The sequence below is a fragment of the Sphingobacterium sp. 1.A.4 genome, assembly GCF_002734245.1.
GTDB classification, from domain to species: Bacteria; Bacteroidota; Bacteroidia; order Sphingobacteriales; family Sphingobacteriaceae; genus Sphingobacterium; species Sphingobacterium tenebrionis.
In genome coordinates this window covers 171,608-188,460 of sequence record NZ_PEAZ01000001.1, presented here as the reverse complement: position 1 = coordinate 188,460, position 16,853 = coordinate 171,608, and the positions used below count along the sequence as shown (strand labels likewise).

Sequence of the window (16,853 nt, the reverse complement as noted above, 5' to 3'; positions counted from 1 at the left end):
ACGTATCTTTGTAGCGTGGAAAAAGCAATTAAATTGGTAGATATTAGAAGTTTGAGTTTGGCACAACTCAAAGATGCACTGGTAGAAATGGGCGAGCAGGGCTTTCGTGCAAAGCAGATTTATGAATGGCTTTGGCAAAAATCCTGTACCGATTTTGATGACATGAGCAATTTGAGCAAGCCTTTGCGGGATAAATTGAAGGAACGATTCGCCATCAATGCCGTAAAAGTACGCCAATCACAAATCAGTTCTGATAAAACCATTAAAAGCAGCTTTACTTTGTATGATAACAATGTTATCGAAGGGGTCCTTATTCCTGCAGACGATCGGATGACCGCCTGTGTGAGCTCCCAAGTAGGCTGTAGCTTAACCTGCAAATTCTGCGCTACGGGGTATATGGATCGCAAAAGAAACCTCAATGCAGATGAAATTTACGATCAGGTAGTATTGATTGCTAAACAAGCGGAGGAGAAATATAACCACCCATTGACGAACATCGTGTATATGGGGATGGGTGAACCTTTGTTGAACTACAGCAACATGATGAAGTCGGTAGAGCGGATTACAGCTCCCGATGGGCTGAACATGGCAGCTAAACGCATTACCGTATCCACAGCGGGAATAGCCAAGATGATCAAGAAGTTGGGCGATGATGAAGTACGCTTCAATTTGGCGCTCTCCCTACATGCGGCCAACGATAAGAAACGCAACGAGATCATGCCGATCAACGAGCAGAACAGTTTGGCGGCCTTGGCAGATGCACTCAAGTACTTCTATGCGAAGACCAAAAACCCTATCACTTTTGAATACATCGTTTTCAACAATTTTAACGATGAACTGGAAGATGCCAAAGAGTTAGCGAAATTCTGTAAACATGTTCCTTGTAAGGTGAATATCATTGAATACAACCCCATCGCCTTGGCAGACTTCTTAAATGCCGAAGCTGATAAGATCGATCAATTCGCTGAATACCTTAGAAAGCAGGGAATCATCACCAATGTACGCCGTAGTCGTGGAAAGGATATAGATGCCGCCTGTGGTCAATTGGCGATCAAGGAAAAGGAAAACACCGAAGCTGTTGATCAAGCTTAAAAATAAGTTAATACCTGTTCAATAGGGATTTCATAACAGATACCTAGCTTTCTGAAAAGATATCGCTTGCAGGTGTTAACAAATTATTTCCAAGCATTTTTCCATTAATTCTTTCCTGAACAGTGTCATGCCTGTTCAGCCTTATTGGTCGTTCAGGAAGAGTTTATTTGTACAAAATGCCTATTCCACCTCCCTTTTACACAATTTTACAAAGATCCTAACAATCCATGTATACAACAGTTAAAGGGCAGAGTGCCTTTAGTCAAGGCAGCTGCCATGCTGCATTTGAATGCCTCTAGCCGTGTAGAAGTATTGCTCTATCACCTGAAATACGGAAATAAACCCAAAGTAGGATTATTCTTGGGAAAGCGTTATGCTGAAATACTGATGGAAGATGGTTTCTTGAAGGATATGGAGGCCTTTATCCCCATACCTTTGCACCCCAAAAAAAGAAAATGGCGGGGGTATAATCAAACCGAAGAATTTGCCAAGGGTTTGCATCAAATAAGCGGGATTCCAATTCATACCAACATCCTGAAAAGGAAAGTCCATACCAAAACACAGACCTTGCTTTCTAGATACGAACGCATGAAAAATGTAGAGGGGGTATTCGAAGTACTGCCCAATAAGCTGCTTTCCGGTAAGGAGTATATCCTATTGGATGATGTATTGACCACAGGAGCTACGCTTAGTTCGGCTTTAGAAACTCTTCAGGCCACCTATCCAAGCACTAAATTCTCGGTGTTATGTATCGCTAAGGCTTAATCGTACTGTGCCCGACGGTTGTACAACAGTAAATAGCTGAATAGAGCCATCCCAATACCTACATAATCCGCAAAAACATCCCACCACTCTGCATGTCTGCTATTGGTGAAATACATCTGCGCACCTTCCGTTAAGAACGCAAAGAAAGAAGCGGATATCAAGGCGATGAAAAAGGTTTTCCATTTTCCAGCTCTTCGTTTCGTGTCTATGACTCTTCCAAATAATATTAAGGTTGTCAATAAATAAAAACAGCCAGTGTGTACCAATTTGTCAAAACCGGGGAAGTAATTGCCTGATGGTAGGTTGTCGGGTGGCAACAATAGCAACGTCATCATGATTATTGCCCAAAGAATTGCCCATGCGTAATTTATAAGCCAGTTCATTATGCCTAAAATCGGATTAATATCTCGTAATAAAAAGTCTTTTCAGGTATTTTTTATAATGATTACATTTTCTTAATCTTTTTATTTAAAAATTATTACGCTGTAAATCAGCTAATTACATATGTATTTTAAATTTTTATAGTACTATGTATTGCAAAGTACCATCCAAAGGATATATCTTTGTATTGTTATGATAGCAGAAAATACACAAACCCAAATGAGGAAAGGAATACTGGAGTACTGTATTCTATCCATAATTTCTCGGGGAGAAATATATGCCTCAGACATCATTGCCGAATTGAAGAAGGCAGAGTTGTTGGTGGTTGAAGGGACGCTCTATCCACTATTGACGAGGTTGAAGAACAATGGCTTGTTGAGTTATAGTTGGCAGGAGTCTACATCAGGTCCACCAAGAAAGTACTACCAGATTACTTCCGAAGGATTGGAAGTGTTGAAGAAACTGGATATCACCTGGAAGGAATTACTGTTTGCCGTGGAGATATCGATTGCTAACCGTGAAATATAATCTAAACTATTAACTAAATACTGTCATGAACAAGACCATCATCATTAATATAAATAGTATCGTTTTCCACATAGAGGAGGATGCATACGAGACCCTAAGGGCCTACATGATCGAGATCAAGAGGCACTTTGGAAAATCAGAGGATAGCCGAGAAATCCTTGAAGATATCGAAAACCGTATTGCTGAAATGTTTTCCGAGCGCATCCATAGCGGGCGTAAGGAAGTCATCAACATGGAAGATGTCAATGAAGTCATCGCCCAAATGGGACGCGTAAGTGATTTCGATTCGGAATTAGAGGATGAAATCCAGAACGAAAACCGTTCGGAAGCACGTACTGAAGCGAACACATTCCAAGCGGAGGGAGAGCCTACTTTTGCAGAAGAGCCGAATGCTACACAAGAAGAGCCCGTTGATAACGAATCGAGCTTTGCGAATTATACCATGTCGAAAAGATTGATGCGCGACATGGACGATAAGGTTTTCGGTGGGGTATGTAGCGGTTTGGCGCAATATTTCAACATCGAATCGAAATGGGTAAGGATCATCTTCATTCTGTTTTTCCTTTTCGGAGGATCAGGGGTGTTATTATACTTTGTACTTTGGGCGGTCATGCCGAAAGCATTAACACGGGCAGATAAATTGGCGATGCGTGGGGAGCAGGCAAACCTGCATAACTTCAAGAAATCGTTCGATGAAGAGATGAAGAATGTACGGGAAAATTTTTCGGGCGCCGGCGAGCAGTTTAATCGAGGAGCACGTTCGGCAGGTGATGTGATAGGTAGATCCTTCTCGATTATAGGTAAGATATTTGCATCCATTGGTTTGTTTGTGTCTGGAGCGACCGTTGTTGGTCTGTTCATCTTCTGGGTGTTCAATGTACTGAACATCATGGGATATGATAATGACATCTACTTTCCACCGTTGGAAATATTGGAGCCAACCTCTGCATTCATCGCGATAACAGCAGGATTTTTAGCTATCGGTATTCCTTTCTTGGCTTTTTTCTTCCTGATGTTGAGGGTATTGTTCAAAGGAAGTCCATTGAATAATTATGCAAGTGTTTCCATGTTTGCCGCTTGGGTAGGTTCCATCATCGTGATCCTATATATGGTGATCGTTACGAATCAGGAATTTAAAGAGGAAAGTACGATCAGTGTGGAAAAACCATTGGAGAAAAAAGCCCAGTATACCATTTCCTTAAATGATGTTCGAGTGATCAAAGCTTCGGATGAGGATTTCAGATCCAATAAATTTGAGGTGACCAGGAATGGAAAAACCATATCCGGGGTATTAAGGGACAATATCGGAATCCGTTTCGAAGCCATTGATTCCTTGAAGGCGCCTTATATGCAGTACAATTATTTTTCGAGAGGAAACAGTTATGGTGATGCATCAGCACGTGCTTCCCAGATCAAATACCAGGTACAGCAGAACGGAGAAAATATCCTTTTCGACAGCCATTTCTCGATCCTTAAACAACCGATCATTAGGGATCAGCACGTGAGCATCAAAATGTTCCTACCAATCGGTACAAAAGTGATGATCAACGACAATGTAGAAAACAAGGTGCAGGATATTTGGGCTTATGACTGTCCGAACAATGAAGGCGAGAAACTTTCAGAATGGATCATGACCAAAGCGGGATTGCGTTGTGTGAAGAAAATGGAAGAAGAGCGTTTAAAAGCTTTGGAAGACGCTAAAGAAGAGGCGGAAGAAGCGGAGAAAGATGCCAAAGAAGAAGCAGAAGATGCCGTTAAAGAGGCACAGCGAGAAGCGAAGGAAGCCTTGAAGGAAGCGCAGAAAGAAGCAAAAGAAGCGCAGAGAGAGGCCTTCAAGCAGATCAAAGAAGCGCAGGATGAGGTTAAGAAACAGATCCGGGACGCTCAGGGTAATAGCTAAACAAAAAAATAACATAGACGAAGCAACCTATAGAAAGGAAGCTTCGTCTATTAAATAAAACCAAACTTTGAAAACATATAAAAACTAATCATGGGAAGAACAATTACCCTCTTTATTTTGATGCTTGTCGGGATGATAGGCCAATCATTTGCGGGCATGCAGGATGCGGATGTAAAGGGCAAAGTCATCAATGCAAGCAATCAACCAGTAGCCTCCGCTTCGGTTTACCTGATGTCGTCATCAGCAAACGTGCTGATCAAAACGGCAGTAACCGATGAGAATGGCGATTACAGTATATTAAAAGCCCCTAAAGGAAGCTATTACATCCAAGTGACATCGGTAGGTTTTGCCGTGACAAAATCGTCCGTTTTTGAATTGGGCGATAAAAATATCCAGGTGCCTACTATCCAATTGAGTCCACAGAGCCAAGCTATTGAAGCCGTAACGGTTCAGGGACAAGTTCCCATGGTTCAGAGCAAAAATGGAAAACTGGTCCTTAACGTGGAGAATTCCACCGTTGCTGCAGGTAACAATGCCTTGGAGGTCTTGAAAAGAGCGCCAGGGGTAAGCGTCGATAAGGACGATAATCTGCAATTAATGGGACAGCAAGGTGTAACAATTACCATCGATGGGCGACAAACCTTTATGACGGGAGAGCAATTGGCTACTTTCCTGAAATCTACCGATGGTAGTATGATCAAAAGTGTGGAAGTAAGTACCACACGTTCCGCAAAAGATGATGCGGAAGGTGCGGTAGGCTCTATCAATATCGTGATGAAAAAGAACAATTTAGAAGGATTTAATGGAACATTCTTGGTGAGTGGCGCCAAAGGCGAACACTACCGTGGGAACTCCAGCTTAAACCTCAACTATAAAAAGAACAATACCACCTTGTTCGGTTCTTATGCCTATACCCAGAACAAACGTCAATTTGATCTTGATCTGGAACGCACCATCGCCAATGGCAATGTTTCCACCGATTTTAATCAGGAGGCTTTCTTGGTGGAAACCGAAAAGAACCACAATTATAGATTCGGCGTGGAGCAGAAGACTTCCAACAGGAATACCATGATGCTCCAGTTCACCGGAAACAATAACGAGGAGATCAGTGAGAATATTTCCAATACCGATATTTCCAAAAACCCTTCGGTCGTAGATTCTATCCTAAGAACCACCGCCATCAGTGATAATCGTTTCAACAGATACTCGACCAACTTTAACAACGAGTATAAATTGGATACATTAGGTAGCAGGTTGGTATTTGATTTTGATTGGAGCATGTTCAAGAACAGCAACGACAATGATTATATCTATAGAACCGAAAGACCGGATGGCAGTCTTTATTATCCAGTTCAAAAAGAACGTTCAGCCATGCCATCGGCCATCGATATCTATGTGGCCAAATTAGATTTAGAGAAAATCGTTGGAAAGGGTAAAATAGAAACCGGACTGAAATACAGTAATGTAAAATCCGATAATAACCTGCAGTTTGATTCCTTAACGCAGGCTGGGGACTGGGTAGACATCGCCAATCGCTCGAACCTGTTCATCTATACCGAACAGATTGCAGCCGCCTATGCGGATTACAGCAGAGCCATCGGAAAATGGTCGTTGAAAGCAGGTTTACGCGGAGAATATACCATTTCGGATGGTAATTCCGTAACCAAGAACAACCGCGTAAAACGGGATTATTTTGACCTGTTCCCTTCTGCAAATGTAGGGTATAACATCAGTCAGAACCATATCCTTAACTTTGGCTATGCGAAAAAGATCACCAGACCGAATTATAGGTTCTTGAATCCTTTCCGTTATTATATTGATAAGTTGACTTACCAGGAAGGTAACCCTTATGTAAAACCACAGTATACGCATGGATTGACATTGACCTATACCCTGATGCAGATGTTCAACTTTACCTTAGGTACCGATATCACGAACGATGCGATGGTGGAAAGTCTAGGTCAGGATTCCATTAGCAACGAAACTTGGATAACACGTGATAACTTGGCGAAAACAAGCACATCCTATATCAACATCAATGCCCCTTACCGGGTTGGTAAGTTCTGGACGATGAACAATAACTTCACCGGTATTTACATGCACTTTAAAGGACCGATCGCAGGGTATTATGCAGACCTTGGTTCCTTCTTTATCCAAGCAAACAGTATGCATACCTTTAAGATCAACAGCGCCCTATCGGCAGAATTGAGCTTTAACGGTAGCACACCATTCCTATACAATGTGTACAAGATTCACGGTAGATGGAACATCGATGCTGGGATGAACTATAATTTCAATGACCAACGCAGTTCCCTGAAATTGGCAGTGACCGATATTTTCAGGACAAATAAAAATACCGTAAGTACAGATTTCAATGAATTCCAATCCACTTTTAGGCAATATAATGATAACCAGACAGTGCGATTGACATATACCTATAAGTTTGGTAACCTGAAACAACAATTCCGCAAGAAGGAATCGAACAACGAGGAAACCAATAGGGCAAATTAAGATTTTGTTTCAATGTTTAGTTAATAAAGGTCGTTGGCTCCCCGCCTCCGGCCTTTTATTTTGATAAAATTGCTAGATTGCAGCATGAAATTAAAACAGATTGTGGTGTTCTGTGCCTCAAGTCCAGGCCACGAAAAAGTATATATGGAAGCCGCCCGCATGGTGGGGAAGGTATTTGCCGAAAAGGGCATTCAATTGGTTTATGGCGGAGGAAGAGTAGGTTTGATGGGCGGAATTGCGGATAGCGTGATGGAGAATGGCGGTCAGGTGGTCGGTGTGATCCCAAAATTTCTGAACAGCAAGGAGATAGGTCATACCGGAATCAGCCAACTGATCGAAGTGGATACCATGCATGAACGTAAAGCAAAGATGAATAACCTGTGCGATGCGGTTATTGCGCTGCCCGGAGGATTCGGTACCATGGAAGAACTCTTCGAAATGCTGACCTGGGGGCAATTGGGACTGCATCAAAAACCCGTCGGGCTATTGAATGTGGATGGATTCTACGATCATCTTATCCAGTTCATCAAACATATGGTGGATGCAGGGCTCTTGAAAAAGGAAAACCAGGACATGTTGCTCTATGCCAACAATATCCATGATCTTTTGGATAAAATGGATGCTTATGTTGCCCCTGAAGTGCCTAAATGGCTCAACCTGGAAAGATCCTAACCCTGGAACGGGAAATAGGATTTGGCATTATAATAACAGATATCCTGGATCATTTTTCCGATCCATGGCATATCATGCGGTAATTCGCCATTTTTGATGTCCTCCGCGAAGATATTGCAGAGCAAACGTCTGAAATATTCATGTCGAGGGAAGGAAAGGAAACTCCTGGAATCTGTCAGCATACCCACAAAGCGGCTCAATAGGCCAATATTGGAAAGGGCATTGATCTGTCTGGTCATCCCTTCTTTTTGGTCGTTGTACCACCAACCGGATCCGAACTGCATTTTTCCGATGATCTCGCCATCATTGAAATTCCCGGCCATCGCCGCGAACAGCTCATTATCGGATGGATTCAGGTTATAGATGATGGTTTTTCCGAGCTGCTCCCGGGCAGCCATATTTCCGAAAAAGCGCACCATGGCTTCTCCCTGTTTGTAATCTCCAATACTATCGAACCCCGTATCTGGACCTAAATTCTTCAATGCCCAAGTATTGGTATTCCGGAAAGCACCCACATGGAACTGCTGTACCCAACCTTTTTCGTAGTCCCAAGCCGCAAAATGCACCAACATGGCCGATTTGAACTTGTTGATCTCGTCGTGCATCAAGTGAGATCCGCCCCTGACCTTTTGGAATATCTTGGCGATTTCCTCATCCGTATAATCCTCCGCATAGAGGTGGCTCAAGCCATGGTCGGAAAGGCAACAGCCATTGGCTGCAAAATAATCATGCCTAGCCTTTAGGGCATCCAGGAATTTCTGGAAATTCTGTATCTCCAGGTTGCAAACCTCGCCCAAGCGGTCGACATATTGGTTAAAGTTCTCCGGATGCTCCGGGCTCATCGCCTTGTCCGGTCGGAAAGCAGGAAACATCTTGAAGGAAGATGGATGCTGAGCATATGATTGATGGAATTCCAGGCTATCGATCGGATCATCCGTGGTACAGATTATCTCCACATTCATCTTATTCAACAGGCCGTGCACATTATAGGCGGGATCTCTTAATTTTTCATTGCAATCATGGAAGATACTTTCCGCATTGTTGGAGTGTAAAGTTTCCCGCACATCAAAATAGCGCTGTAGTTCCAGATGGGTCCAATGGTATAAAGGGTTCCGCATGGTATAGGGAACCGTATCGGCCCATTTCTGGAATTTTTCTATATCCGAAGCTTCACCGGTAATATAATGCTCATTGACCCCATTCGCACGCATTGCCCGCCATTTATAATGATCGCCATATAGCCAAGCCTGGGTGATGTTTTCAAACTGATGGCCCCCCGAAACCTGATCGGGTGGTAGGTGGTTATGGTAATCTATGATTGGTAGATCCTTGGCATACTGATGATATAGTTCTTCTGCAATGCTGCTCTGTAATAGAAAATGCTCGTCTAAGAAAGGTTTTATGCTCTCCATTAAATTTAGGGTGAATGGTTAAATTATAAGGAATGAAATTAAGAAATAATCTTTATTTATTGATGTTTACCTTATAATTTTTATAATGGTTATCAAAGTGAGGCCAAAATTTTCCAGCTTTTAAATACGTTCAATTGAATGTGGTCTGGGTATAATGTAGCATTTTCGATTTCATAATCTAATCCGGGTACTAGTCCATTCTTAGAAAGCAGGAGTTTAGTTTGGCCATCTGCACTCCTGACACGCAGAATAACTTTTGTTACCAAATTGTTTTCTAATAGTTGTTCGTGGTTTTTAATGATGAACGTAAGATTGTTGATTTCGTATTTTTCATCGTGTCTATCGCTTATTTGAGCGAATGATGACAATTTGAATAATACTAGAATTATGGCAGGAAAAACACCTTTTGCTTTATAGAGATAGCCAATTGATTTTATCGTAAGGTAAAATCCATAAAAGACTAAGGCCAAGTTGATGAGGATCCAAAGTGCTTCAAGCATATTATAATAATTAGAGTTTAATAATTAGTTAGTAGCTGTAAATACAGAGGTTTACCTGAATTTTCTTGCGTTAATAGAATATTAATTTTCGATTGGGTTAATGTGAAATAGGGGGGTTGAACTTTTCTTGCATTAATTTGTTAATTTAGTGAAAACAAACATTTTAACTATGAGATCTTTATTTCTTTCCGCTGCTTTATTAAGTTCTTCTTTATTAGGATCATCCATGCAATCTCATGGGCAGGCTAAATTGGCGCCCTTATGGGAGTCTAAAGAACAGTTACCTGTTCCAGAGTCTGTTCTATATGTTCCAGAACGTAATGAACTTTTTGTTTCCTTGATTGATGGTGATGGGTCTGCTGCTGATGGAAAAGGTGGGGTAGCGATTTTGAACATGGATGGCAGCCTGAAAAATGCAACTTGGATGGAAGGGTTGAACGCACCAAAGGGAATGGCTTTGTATAAGGATCAATTATATGTGGCGGACATCAATGAGGTCGTGGTGATAGATATTATTACCGGGAATGTGATCAACCAGATAAAAATAGAAGGGGCAGTATTTTTAAATGATGTTACCGTGGATGCGTCAGGAAAGGTGTTTGTGTCGGATACTAGGGAAGGAAAAATATATATGCTCCAGAATAATAGACCAAGTCTTTATATGAGCGATGTGCCAAGTGTGAATGGGCTGAAAGTGATCAATGGAAGTTTATACGCGATGGCAGGTCCAGAATTATGGAAAATTGATAATAAAAAGAAAACGGTTATTGCGAAGGGATTGAAACTTGGTGGTGATGGTTTGGAACCTGTGGGTGATGGGAGTTTCTTGGTGACTTGTTGGGGTGGGTTGATATATCATATCTCTGCAAATGGGGAAGTGAAGGAGTTGTTGGATGTGCAAGGGAAAATGAATACCGCAGATTTGGGGTATAATGCAAAGGAAAAGATTTTATATGTGCCTACTTTTTTGAATAACTCAGTGATCGCTTATCAGTTGAGCTTGTAGGTACCGCGTCATTGCGAGGAGGCACGACGAAGCAATCTTTCTATTCGTATAAAAGATTGCTTCGTTCCTCGTAATGACGTGGCCTTCCTTACTTCAACACCTCCGCCAATAAAGCATTCAAATCCTCGCCGTGCAAATTCCTTCCGATAATAATCCCATTCGGATCCACCAGCACATTCTGCGGAATCGCCCGAACCCCATAAGTCTGTCCTGCAGAATTATTCATGTTCTGCAAATCCGAAACATGTTTCCAGGCCAAATTCTGCTCCTTCACATATTTTGCCCAAGGCTCATACTCCCGATCAAAAGAAACCCCTAAGATCTCAAAATTCTTGTCTTTAAACCTCCCATAAGTCTCCAACAAAGCAGGAACCTGTTTCCTACAATCCGGACACCAGGACGCCCAGAAATCGATCAATACATATTTCCCCTTCAGATCCGACAAAGAATAAGGGTCTCCCTCCAAGTTCAACTGCGTAATACTCGGTGCCTTTTTCCCGATCTGCGTACTTTTCAACGCCTTTAAGTATCTTTCAAACAACAATCCATCATTCGATTTCCTTACCTTCTTATCCAATTTCTTAAACAGATTGTTCAATTCTACATATTCCGGGTCATACCCACCAATCCGTTGGATCAACCGTAACGAATTCGCATCTTTCGGATTTGCCTTTACCTGCGCGATCATCTCCTCCTTGCTCTGCCCAAATACCAAACACGGCACCAACATCAGCAAAAACCATATACTTTTCATAGTTCTACAAATTTTATCTATCAAAAATAAAGATAAGCCTTTCATTTAAACGCATTAACATGTAAAAATTATAACATATTTTCAATAAATCTGAAAAAGAAATTGCATTTTTTGCGTTTGAGGGATTTTAAATTGTTAAATTTGAAACTCACTAAGGTATTTTTTAATTTAAATGGCAAGATTAAATTTATTAGAAGAAACCCGATTTGAGAAAGTACCAGTTACGGTATACCCCACTCAAGAGGAAGCTTCTATTCAAGTCGCTCAACGCATCGCAAACCTCATCAGAGGCAAGCAGGCAAAAGGGGAGCAGGCTGTACTTGGACTAGCAACAGGTGCTACTCCAGTAAAGGTTTACAAGGAATTGGTGAGGTTACACAAAGAAGAAGGTTTAAGTTTCAGTAACGTCGTTACCTTCAATTTGGATGAATACTATCCAATGCAACCTACAGCAGAGCAAAGTTATGTGGTGTTCATGAACAGAAACCTGTTCGATCACATCGACATCCCAAAAGTAAACATTAACATTCCTGATGGCACTTTGGCTCCAGAAGACGTACAGGCGTTCTGTATGGCGTATGAGCAAAAGATTTCCAGCTTAGGAGGATTGGACATCCAGATTTTAGGTATTGGACGTACAGGCCACATCGGTTTCAACGAACCGGGTTCTGCACCTAACTCTGGTACGCGCTTGGTAACCTTAGATGACCTTACCCGTAGAGATGCTTCACGCGATTTCGGTGGTAAGGAAAATGTACCAACGAAAGCGATTACCATGGGGGTTGGAACAATTTTCAAAGCAAAGGAAATTGTGTTGATGGCTTGGAACGAGAAAAAAGCCGAAATCGTTAAAAAAGCAGTGGAAGGCGAAATCTCTTCCGATATCCCGGCTACCTACCTACAGATGTCGGACAATGTAGAATTTGTTCTTGATCAAGATGCTGCTTCCGCACTTACGCGTTTCAACCTTCCATGGTTGGCGCACGACGTGGAATGGGATGATACTTTGGTGAAGAAAGCGGTGGTTTGGTTGTCCCTTCATTTGGACAAGGCCATCCTTAAATTGACCGACGACGATTATAACAATAATGGCATGGCGCAGTTGATTACGGAACAGGGTACTGCCTACAGTATCAACATCCGTATCTTCAACGAGCTGCAACGTACCATTACGGGTTGGCCAGGAGGAAAACCAGGTGTCGATGATACCAACCGCCCAGAACGCGCGGAACCTGCCCGTAAGAATGTGATCCTTTTTTCGCCACACCCGGATGATGACGTGATCTCGATGGGAGGTACGTTCATCCGTTTGGCCGATCAAGGACATAATGTCCATGTAGCTTATCAAACCTCCGGTAATACCGCCGTTTGGGACGATGATGTATTGCGTTATTTAGAATTTGTACAGGATTTCGCTGTTGCAGTGGAAGATGATAATGGGGTTACCCGTAAAATCTACGATGACTCCCGCGAGTTTTTCAAAGTTAAGAAACCAAATCAGGTAGATCCTGAAATCGTACGTACCATTAAAGGATTGATCCGCAAAGGGGAAGCAATTGCCGGTGCACGTTTCGTAGGCCTTCCGGATGAAAATATCCACTTCATGGACCTTCCGTTCTATGACCGTGGAAAATTCTCCAAAGAGATCGACTTTGAGGACGATATCCAGCAGACCATGGAATTATTGCGCCAAGTAAAACCTCAACAGGTATTTGCGGCCGGTGATTTCGCTGATCCGCATGGAACGCATAAGGTTTGTTTCGATATTATTTTAGAAGCCTTGAAACGCCTTCGCGAAACGGACGAATGGACGAAAGACTGTTGGTTGTGGTTATACCGCGGTGCATGGCATGAATACCCAATCCACGAGATTGAAATGGCGGTTCCTCTGTCGCCGCAAGAGGTTAAACGCAAGCGTTTGGCGATCTTCAAGCATCAATCACAAAAGGATCTTCCAGTTTTCCCCGGAGATGATCCAAGAGAATTCTGGGTGCGTGCAGAAGACCGTACTAGTGAAACCGCTGGCCTTTACCATCAATTGGGATTGGCAAACTACGAAGCCATCGAAGCTTTTGTTCGCTGGAACTTCGATGAGTAGGCATTAAGAATTACTTTAGAAGTAAGCATACATATCGAAGCCGGATCAGATAGCAATGTTTGATCCGGCTTTTTTCTTGCGATGTAGTCTATGTTTTTCCTATGTAAATGGGATGTTTTCGAGGTAAAAACAAGGTTAAAGCATTCTTAAAGCACGTTTTTAATATGCTGATTTACTAAAAGCATACTTTTACATTACTTTTCAGTATGCTTTCAATACGAACCTAAACACTCTCGCGGACTAAAAAATTTCGGATTTTGAAGCTTTTTGTCGGATTCTTTATTTTTTGGTAGCGCGCTGGAGCTTATTTTTGCCTACTATTTAGATTTAGTACAAATAAAGATGAAGCTCACGAAACTATTTATCCTCTTAGCGGCAATGGCAATTGCACAGGAAGTGGATGCCCAAACAACCGTAAAGGGAAAGATTCTTAACCAAAAAGGCGAATCCTTGGCGGGAATCAGTGTTCATGGATCGAACAAGCATACAAAAACCAATGATCAGGGCGAGTATGAACTCTATATCCCAACTGCAGGAACATTTCAATTGCAATTTACGGGCATTGGATTTCAAAAACAAGAACTTGCTGTTGTTCCACAGGGAACAATCACGGAATTATCGGCGCTGATCTTGCAACAAAATAATCAACAGATCGAGCAGATCGATGTAAAGGGGTACAATTCGGTGAACCATCGTTCCTTGGAGGTCAGTAAATCGGGGGTGAAAGATCTAGACCTTCCGCAAGCGGTACAGGTCATCAATAGCCAAGTGATTTCGGATCAACAGATCAATGTGTTGAGCGATGCCTTGAAGAATGCCAATGGAGTAGCCTTGGGTGCCAATAGAGGTGGTGTGAATGAGAATTTCTATGCGAGAGGGTATAGCTTAGGAACGAATAATATATTTAAGAATGGGGCGAGGACCAATAATGGAGGATCCATCGAGGCGAGTACCCTGGAGTCTGTTCAGATCTTAAAAGGAAGTGCGGCCTTGCTGTATGGCGGAGTGACCGGCGGGGCAGTGGTGAACCTGATCAGCAAGAAACCAAAGTTTGAACATGGTGGAGAGGTGGCCATGCGAATCGGTAGTTATAACCAATACAAGCCCATGGTGGATGTTTATGGCCCATTATCCCAAAAATTGGCTTTCCGGATTGTGGGTACAGGTGGCTACGCAGAGAGTTACCGCGATCAGGTAGAATCCAAAAGGTTGTATGTAAACCCTTCTTTATTATACAAAATATCGGATAAATCGGACATCAATGTTATGTTTGATTATCTCAAGAGTGATTTTACACCCGATTTTGGAATAGGCTCCGTAGAGGGAAAAATAAATGAAAAAGTGGGTAGAAATAGTTTTATCAATGTGCCTTGGGCATACAATAAAACCAATTCTTCCAATGCACAGGTGGATTTTGGCCATCAATTTTCCGACGATTGGAAATTGAATGTGTTGGCCAGCTATCAGAAATACCTTCGGGATTATTATGGTTCTGAACGTATTCAGGCGAATGCGCAAGGGATTGCTCCCCGGGCACTGAACCGTTCGGAACAGGACGAACTGACCTTCAACCAACAACTGAACCTGACCGGGAAACTGCAGACAGGTATCTTCCAACATCAGGTCTTGGTGGGTGCAGATGCGGATCAATCCAAAGTCAAGAATTATGCTTTCAACATCTTCGCCAATGGAACCGGCGAGAATGTGGCGCCAAGTACGGCCTATGATAACATCAATGTTTTTGATCCTTATGCAAGTGGCATGCGCTCGGATATGCCTACGGCAGACCTGAAGACACGAACGAATACCAATATCAGCAGATACGGGGTTTTTGTGCAGGATTTGCTATCGATTACGGATCAGTTTAAGGTTTTGGCGGGTATCCGATATACCTATCAGAAAACAGGTAGAAGTGAGGTTTATGATTATAAAACCAATACGACCAGCGTAACGGAGAACCCTGGTAAAGATAAAGTGGATATGGGCGATAAGGTGGATAAAGCCTGGTCACCTAAATTTGCCTTGATTTATCAACCGTTGAAGGCAACAAGTCTGTATGTAAGTTACGCCAATAATTTCATCTCGAATTCGGGCTATGATGTGAACTATCAACCGATGGGACCATCGCTATTGGATCAATACGAGGCTGGGATCAAGAATGATTTTTTCCAAGGACGCTTATCGACGAACGTGACCTGGTATAAGATCATCAATAATCGGTATGCACAGACCATCATCGGAGATGATGGTAAAGTGGCCGATAGTAATATGAAAGAGTTTACAGGAAGATCAGCTTCTGATGGTGTGGAACTGGATGTGGCAGGGGAATTGGCCAAAGGACTTGATGTACTTGCTGGATATGCCTACAACTATATGCGCTACTTGGAGACCAATGAAAATGGTATCCTGGAGGATATGCGATTGGTCGGAACCACTGCCCATACGGCCAACGGAACGGTATTTTATACCTTTCAGGATGGAGCGGCCAAAGGGTTGAAACTGGGAGCTTCCGTATTCTACACCGGAAAACGAAACGCAGGTTGGAATACCACAAAAGCTAATCAACGCGATGGTCTGGACAGGATTATTCCGATCGGGGCTTTTACCACCTTTGATTTTTCTGCGGGATATCAATATGGTAAATGGAATATCTTGGCTAAAGTGAGCAATATCGGAAATACCTTCAACTATTACGTGCATGAAAACTATAGTGTGAACCCTATACCTCCGCGCAGTTTTACCACGACTTTAAGCTATAGGTTTTAAAATATAGATTTTGGTTATTATCAGCGGATATAATATTCAACCAAATCAATTATTAATTGTTTGAGAGCGGTTCTATAGCAATATAGGCCGCTTTGAACATTTGTTAAAAATTAGCTATATTTACCCTATAAAAAGATTATTTTTTTGAACATGAATCTATTAGAGAGAGTTGAGCAGGCATTAGATACCATTAGGCCCTATCTGGAAACAGATGGAGGAAATGTATCTATAGAGGAGATTACCCCCGACAATGTTGTTAAATTGAAGCTGTTGGGCACATGTGCTAATTGCTCCATGAGTATCATGACTTTTAAAGCCGGTTTGGAACAAGCGATCAAAAAGGCCGTTCCCGAGATTGTAGCGGTGGAAGCCATCAATTTAACGGACATGAACGATCCTAATGCCATTACCCCAAACCAATTGTAATAAAATTTTTAGATACGGTTAACACAATTTAACAACGGTCTA

General features: G+C 42.2%; 14 protein-coding genes. 10 read left to right on the top strand and 4 right to left on the bottom strand.

The features are described 5' to 3' along the window. The first annotated feature begins 15 nt into the window (after positions 1 to 15). Together rlmN and CRJ00_RS00820 are read left to right on the top strand one after the other, a co-directional pair. A complete protein-coding gene (gene rlmN / locus CRJ00_RS00825; protein WP_099365045.1) occupies positions 16 to 1,092 on the top strand; it encodes a 23S rRNA (adenine(2503)-C(2))-methyltransferase RlmN in 1,077 nt (358 codons plus the stop codon). A 252-nt stretch (positions 1,093 to 1,344) separates the two neighbouring features. Then, the gene (locus CRJ00_RS00820) at positions 1,345 to 1,857 is read left to right on the top strand and encodes a ComF family protein (protein WP_144038053.1); all 513 of its coding nucleotides are present in this window, start codon (positions 1,345 to 1,347) and stop codon (positions 1,855 to 1,857) included. On the opposite strand, the gene CRJ00_RS00815 is transcribed toward CRJ00_RS00820, so the two are convergent. Beyond that, complete coding sequence (locus tag CRJ00_RS00815) at positions 1,854 to 2,192, bottom strand: VanZ family protein (protein ID WP_257213646.1); 339 nt, start codon at positions 2,190 to 2,192, stop codon at positions 1,854 to 1,856. The two genes, CRJ00_RS00820 and CRJ00_RS00815, sit on opposite strands and share 4 nt — an antisense overlap. Positions 2,193 to 2,430: 238 nt before the next feature. Between CRJ00_RS00815 and CRJ00_RS00810 the strand changes: the two genes are divergently transcribed. The 4 genes from CRJ00_RS00810 to CRJ00_RS00795 all read left to right on the top strand — a co-directional run bounded on the left by CRJ00_RS00810 (position 2,431) and on the right by CRJ00_RS00795 (position 7,849). Continuing rightward, entirely contained in the window at positions 2,431 to 2,766 is a 336-nt protein-coding gene (locus CRJ00_RS00810; protein WP_099365042.1) for a PadR family transcriptional regulator, read from the top strand. A 25-nt stretch (positions 2,767 to 2,791) separates the two neighbouring features. Continuing rightward, positions 2,792 to 4,666: a PspC domain-containing protein gene (locus CRJ00_RS00805; RefSeq protein ID WP_099365041.1), complete on the top strand. Its 1,875-nt coding sequence runs from the start codon at positions 2,792 to 2,794 to the stop codon at positions 4,664 to 4,666. A 90-nt stretch (positions 4,667 to 4,756) separates the two neighbouring features. Continuing rightward, the gene (locus CRJ00_RS00800; RefSeq protein WP_099365040.1) at positions 4,757 to 7,177 is read left to right on the top strand and encodes a TonB-dependent receptor domain-containing protein; all 2,421 of its coding nucleotides are present in this window, start codon (positions 4,757 to 4,759) and stop codon (positions 7,175 to 7,177) included. An 84-nt stretch (positions 7,178 to 7,261) separates the two neighbouring features. Beyond that, positions 7,262 to 7,849, top strand: a complete 588-nt coding sequence (locus tag CRJ00_RS00795) for a TIGR00730 family Rossman fold protein (RefSeq protein ID WP_099365039.1) — start codon at positions 7,262 to 7,264, stop codon at positions 7,847 to 7,849. On the opposite strand, the gene uxaC is transcribed toward CRJ00_RS00795, so the two are convergent. Both uxaC and CRJ00_RS00785 read right to left on the bottom strand, forming a co-directional pair. Beyond that, entirely contained in the window at positions 7,846 to 9,252 is a 1,407-nt protein-coding gene (gene uxaC / locus CRJ00_RS00790; protein ID WP_099365150.1) for a glucuronate isomerase, read from the bottom strand. The genes CRJ00_RS00795 and uxaC overlap by 4 nt on opposite strands. A gap of 101 nt (positions 9,253 to 9,353) precedes the next feature. Next, on the bottom strand, positions 9,354 to 9,761 hold the full coding sequence (locus CRJ00_RS00785; RefSeq protein ID WP_099365038.1) for a hypothetical protein: 408 nt from the start codon (positions 9,759 to 9,761) through the stop codon (positions 9,354 to 9,356). Between the two features lie 169 nt (positions 9,762 to 9,930). Here CRJ00_RS00785 and CRJ00_RS00780 point away from each other — a divergent pair, with 169 nt between their 5' ends. Then, positions 9,931 to 10,767: an ATP-binding protein gene (locus CRJ00_RS00780; protein WP_099365037.1), complete on the top strand. Its 837-nt coding sequence runs from the start codon at positions 9,931 to 9,933 to the stop codon at positions 10,765 to 10,767. An 88-nt stretch (positions 10,768 to 10,855) separates the two neighbouring features. Here CRJ00_RS00780 and CRJ00_RS00775 read toward each other — a convergent pair whose 3' ends face one another. Further along, the gene (locus CRJ00_RS00775) at positions 10,856 to 11,521 is read right to left on the bottom strand and encodes a peroxiredoxin family protein (protein WP_099365149.1); all 666 of its coding nucleotides are present in this window, start codon (positions 11,519 to 11,521) and stop codon (positions 10,856 to 10,858) included. 172 nt (positions 11,522 to 11,693) lie between these two features. Between CRJ00_RS00775 and nagB the strand changes: the two genes are divergently transcribed. The 3 genes from nagB to CRJ00_RS00760 all read left to right on the top strand — a co-directional run bounded on the left by nagB (position 11,694) and on the right by CRJ00_RS00760 (position 16,811). Further along, entirely contained in the window at positions 11,694 to 13,619 is a 1,926-nt protein-coding gene (nagB, locus tag CRJ00_RS00770) for a glucosamine-6-phosphate deaminase (RefSeq protein ID WP_099365036.1), read from the top strand. A gap of 342 nt (positions 13,620 to 13,961) precedes the next feature. After that, positions 13,962 to 16,385 (top strand): TonB-dependent siderophore receptor, encoded by a 2,424-nt coding sequence (locus CRJ00_RS00765; protein WP_099365035.1) that lies wholly within the window; start codon positions 13,962 to 13,964, stop codon positions 16,383 to 16,385. 150 nt (positions 16,386 to 16,535) lie between these two features. Beyond that, the gene (locus CRJ00_RS00760) at positions 16,536 to 16,811 is read left to right on the top strand and encodes a NifU family protein (protein WP_099365034.1); all 276 of its coding nucleotides are present in this window, start codon (positions 16,536 to 16,538) and stop codon (positions 16,809 to 16,811) included. Positions 16,812 to 16,853 lie beyond the last annotated feature (42 nt).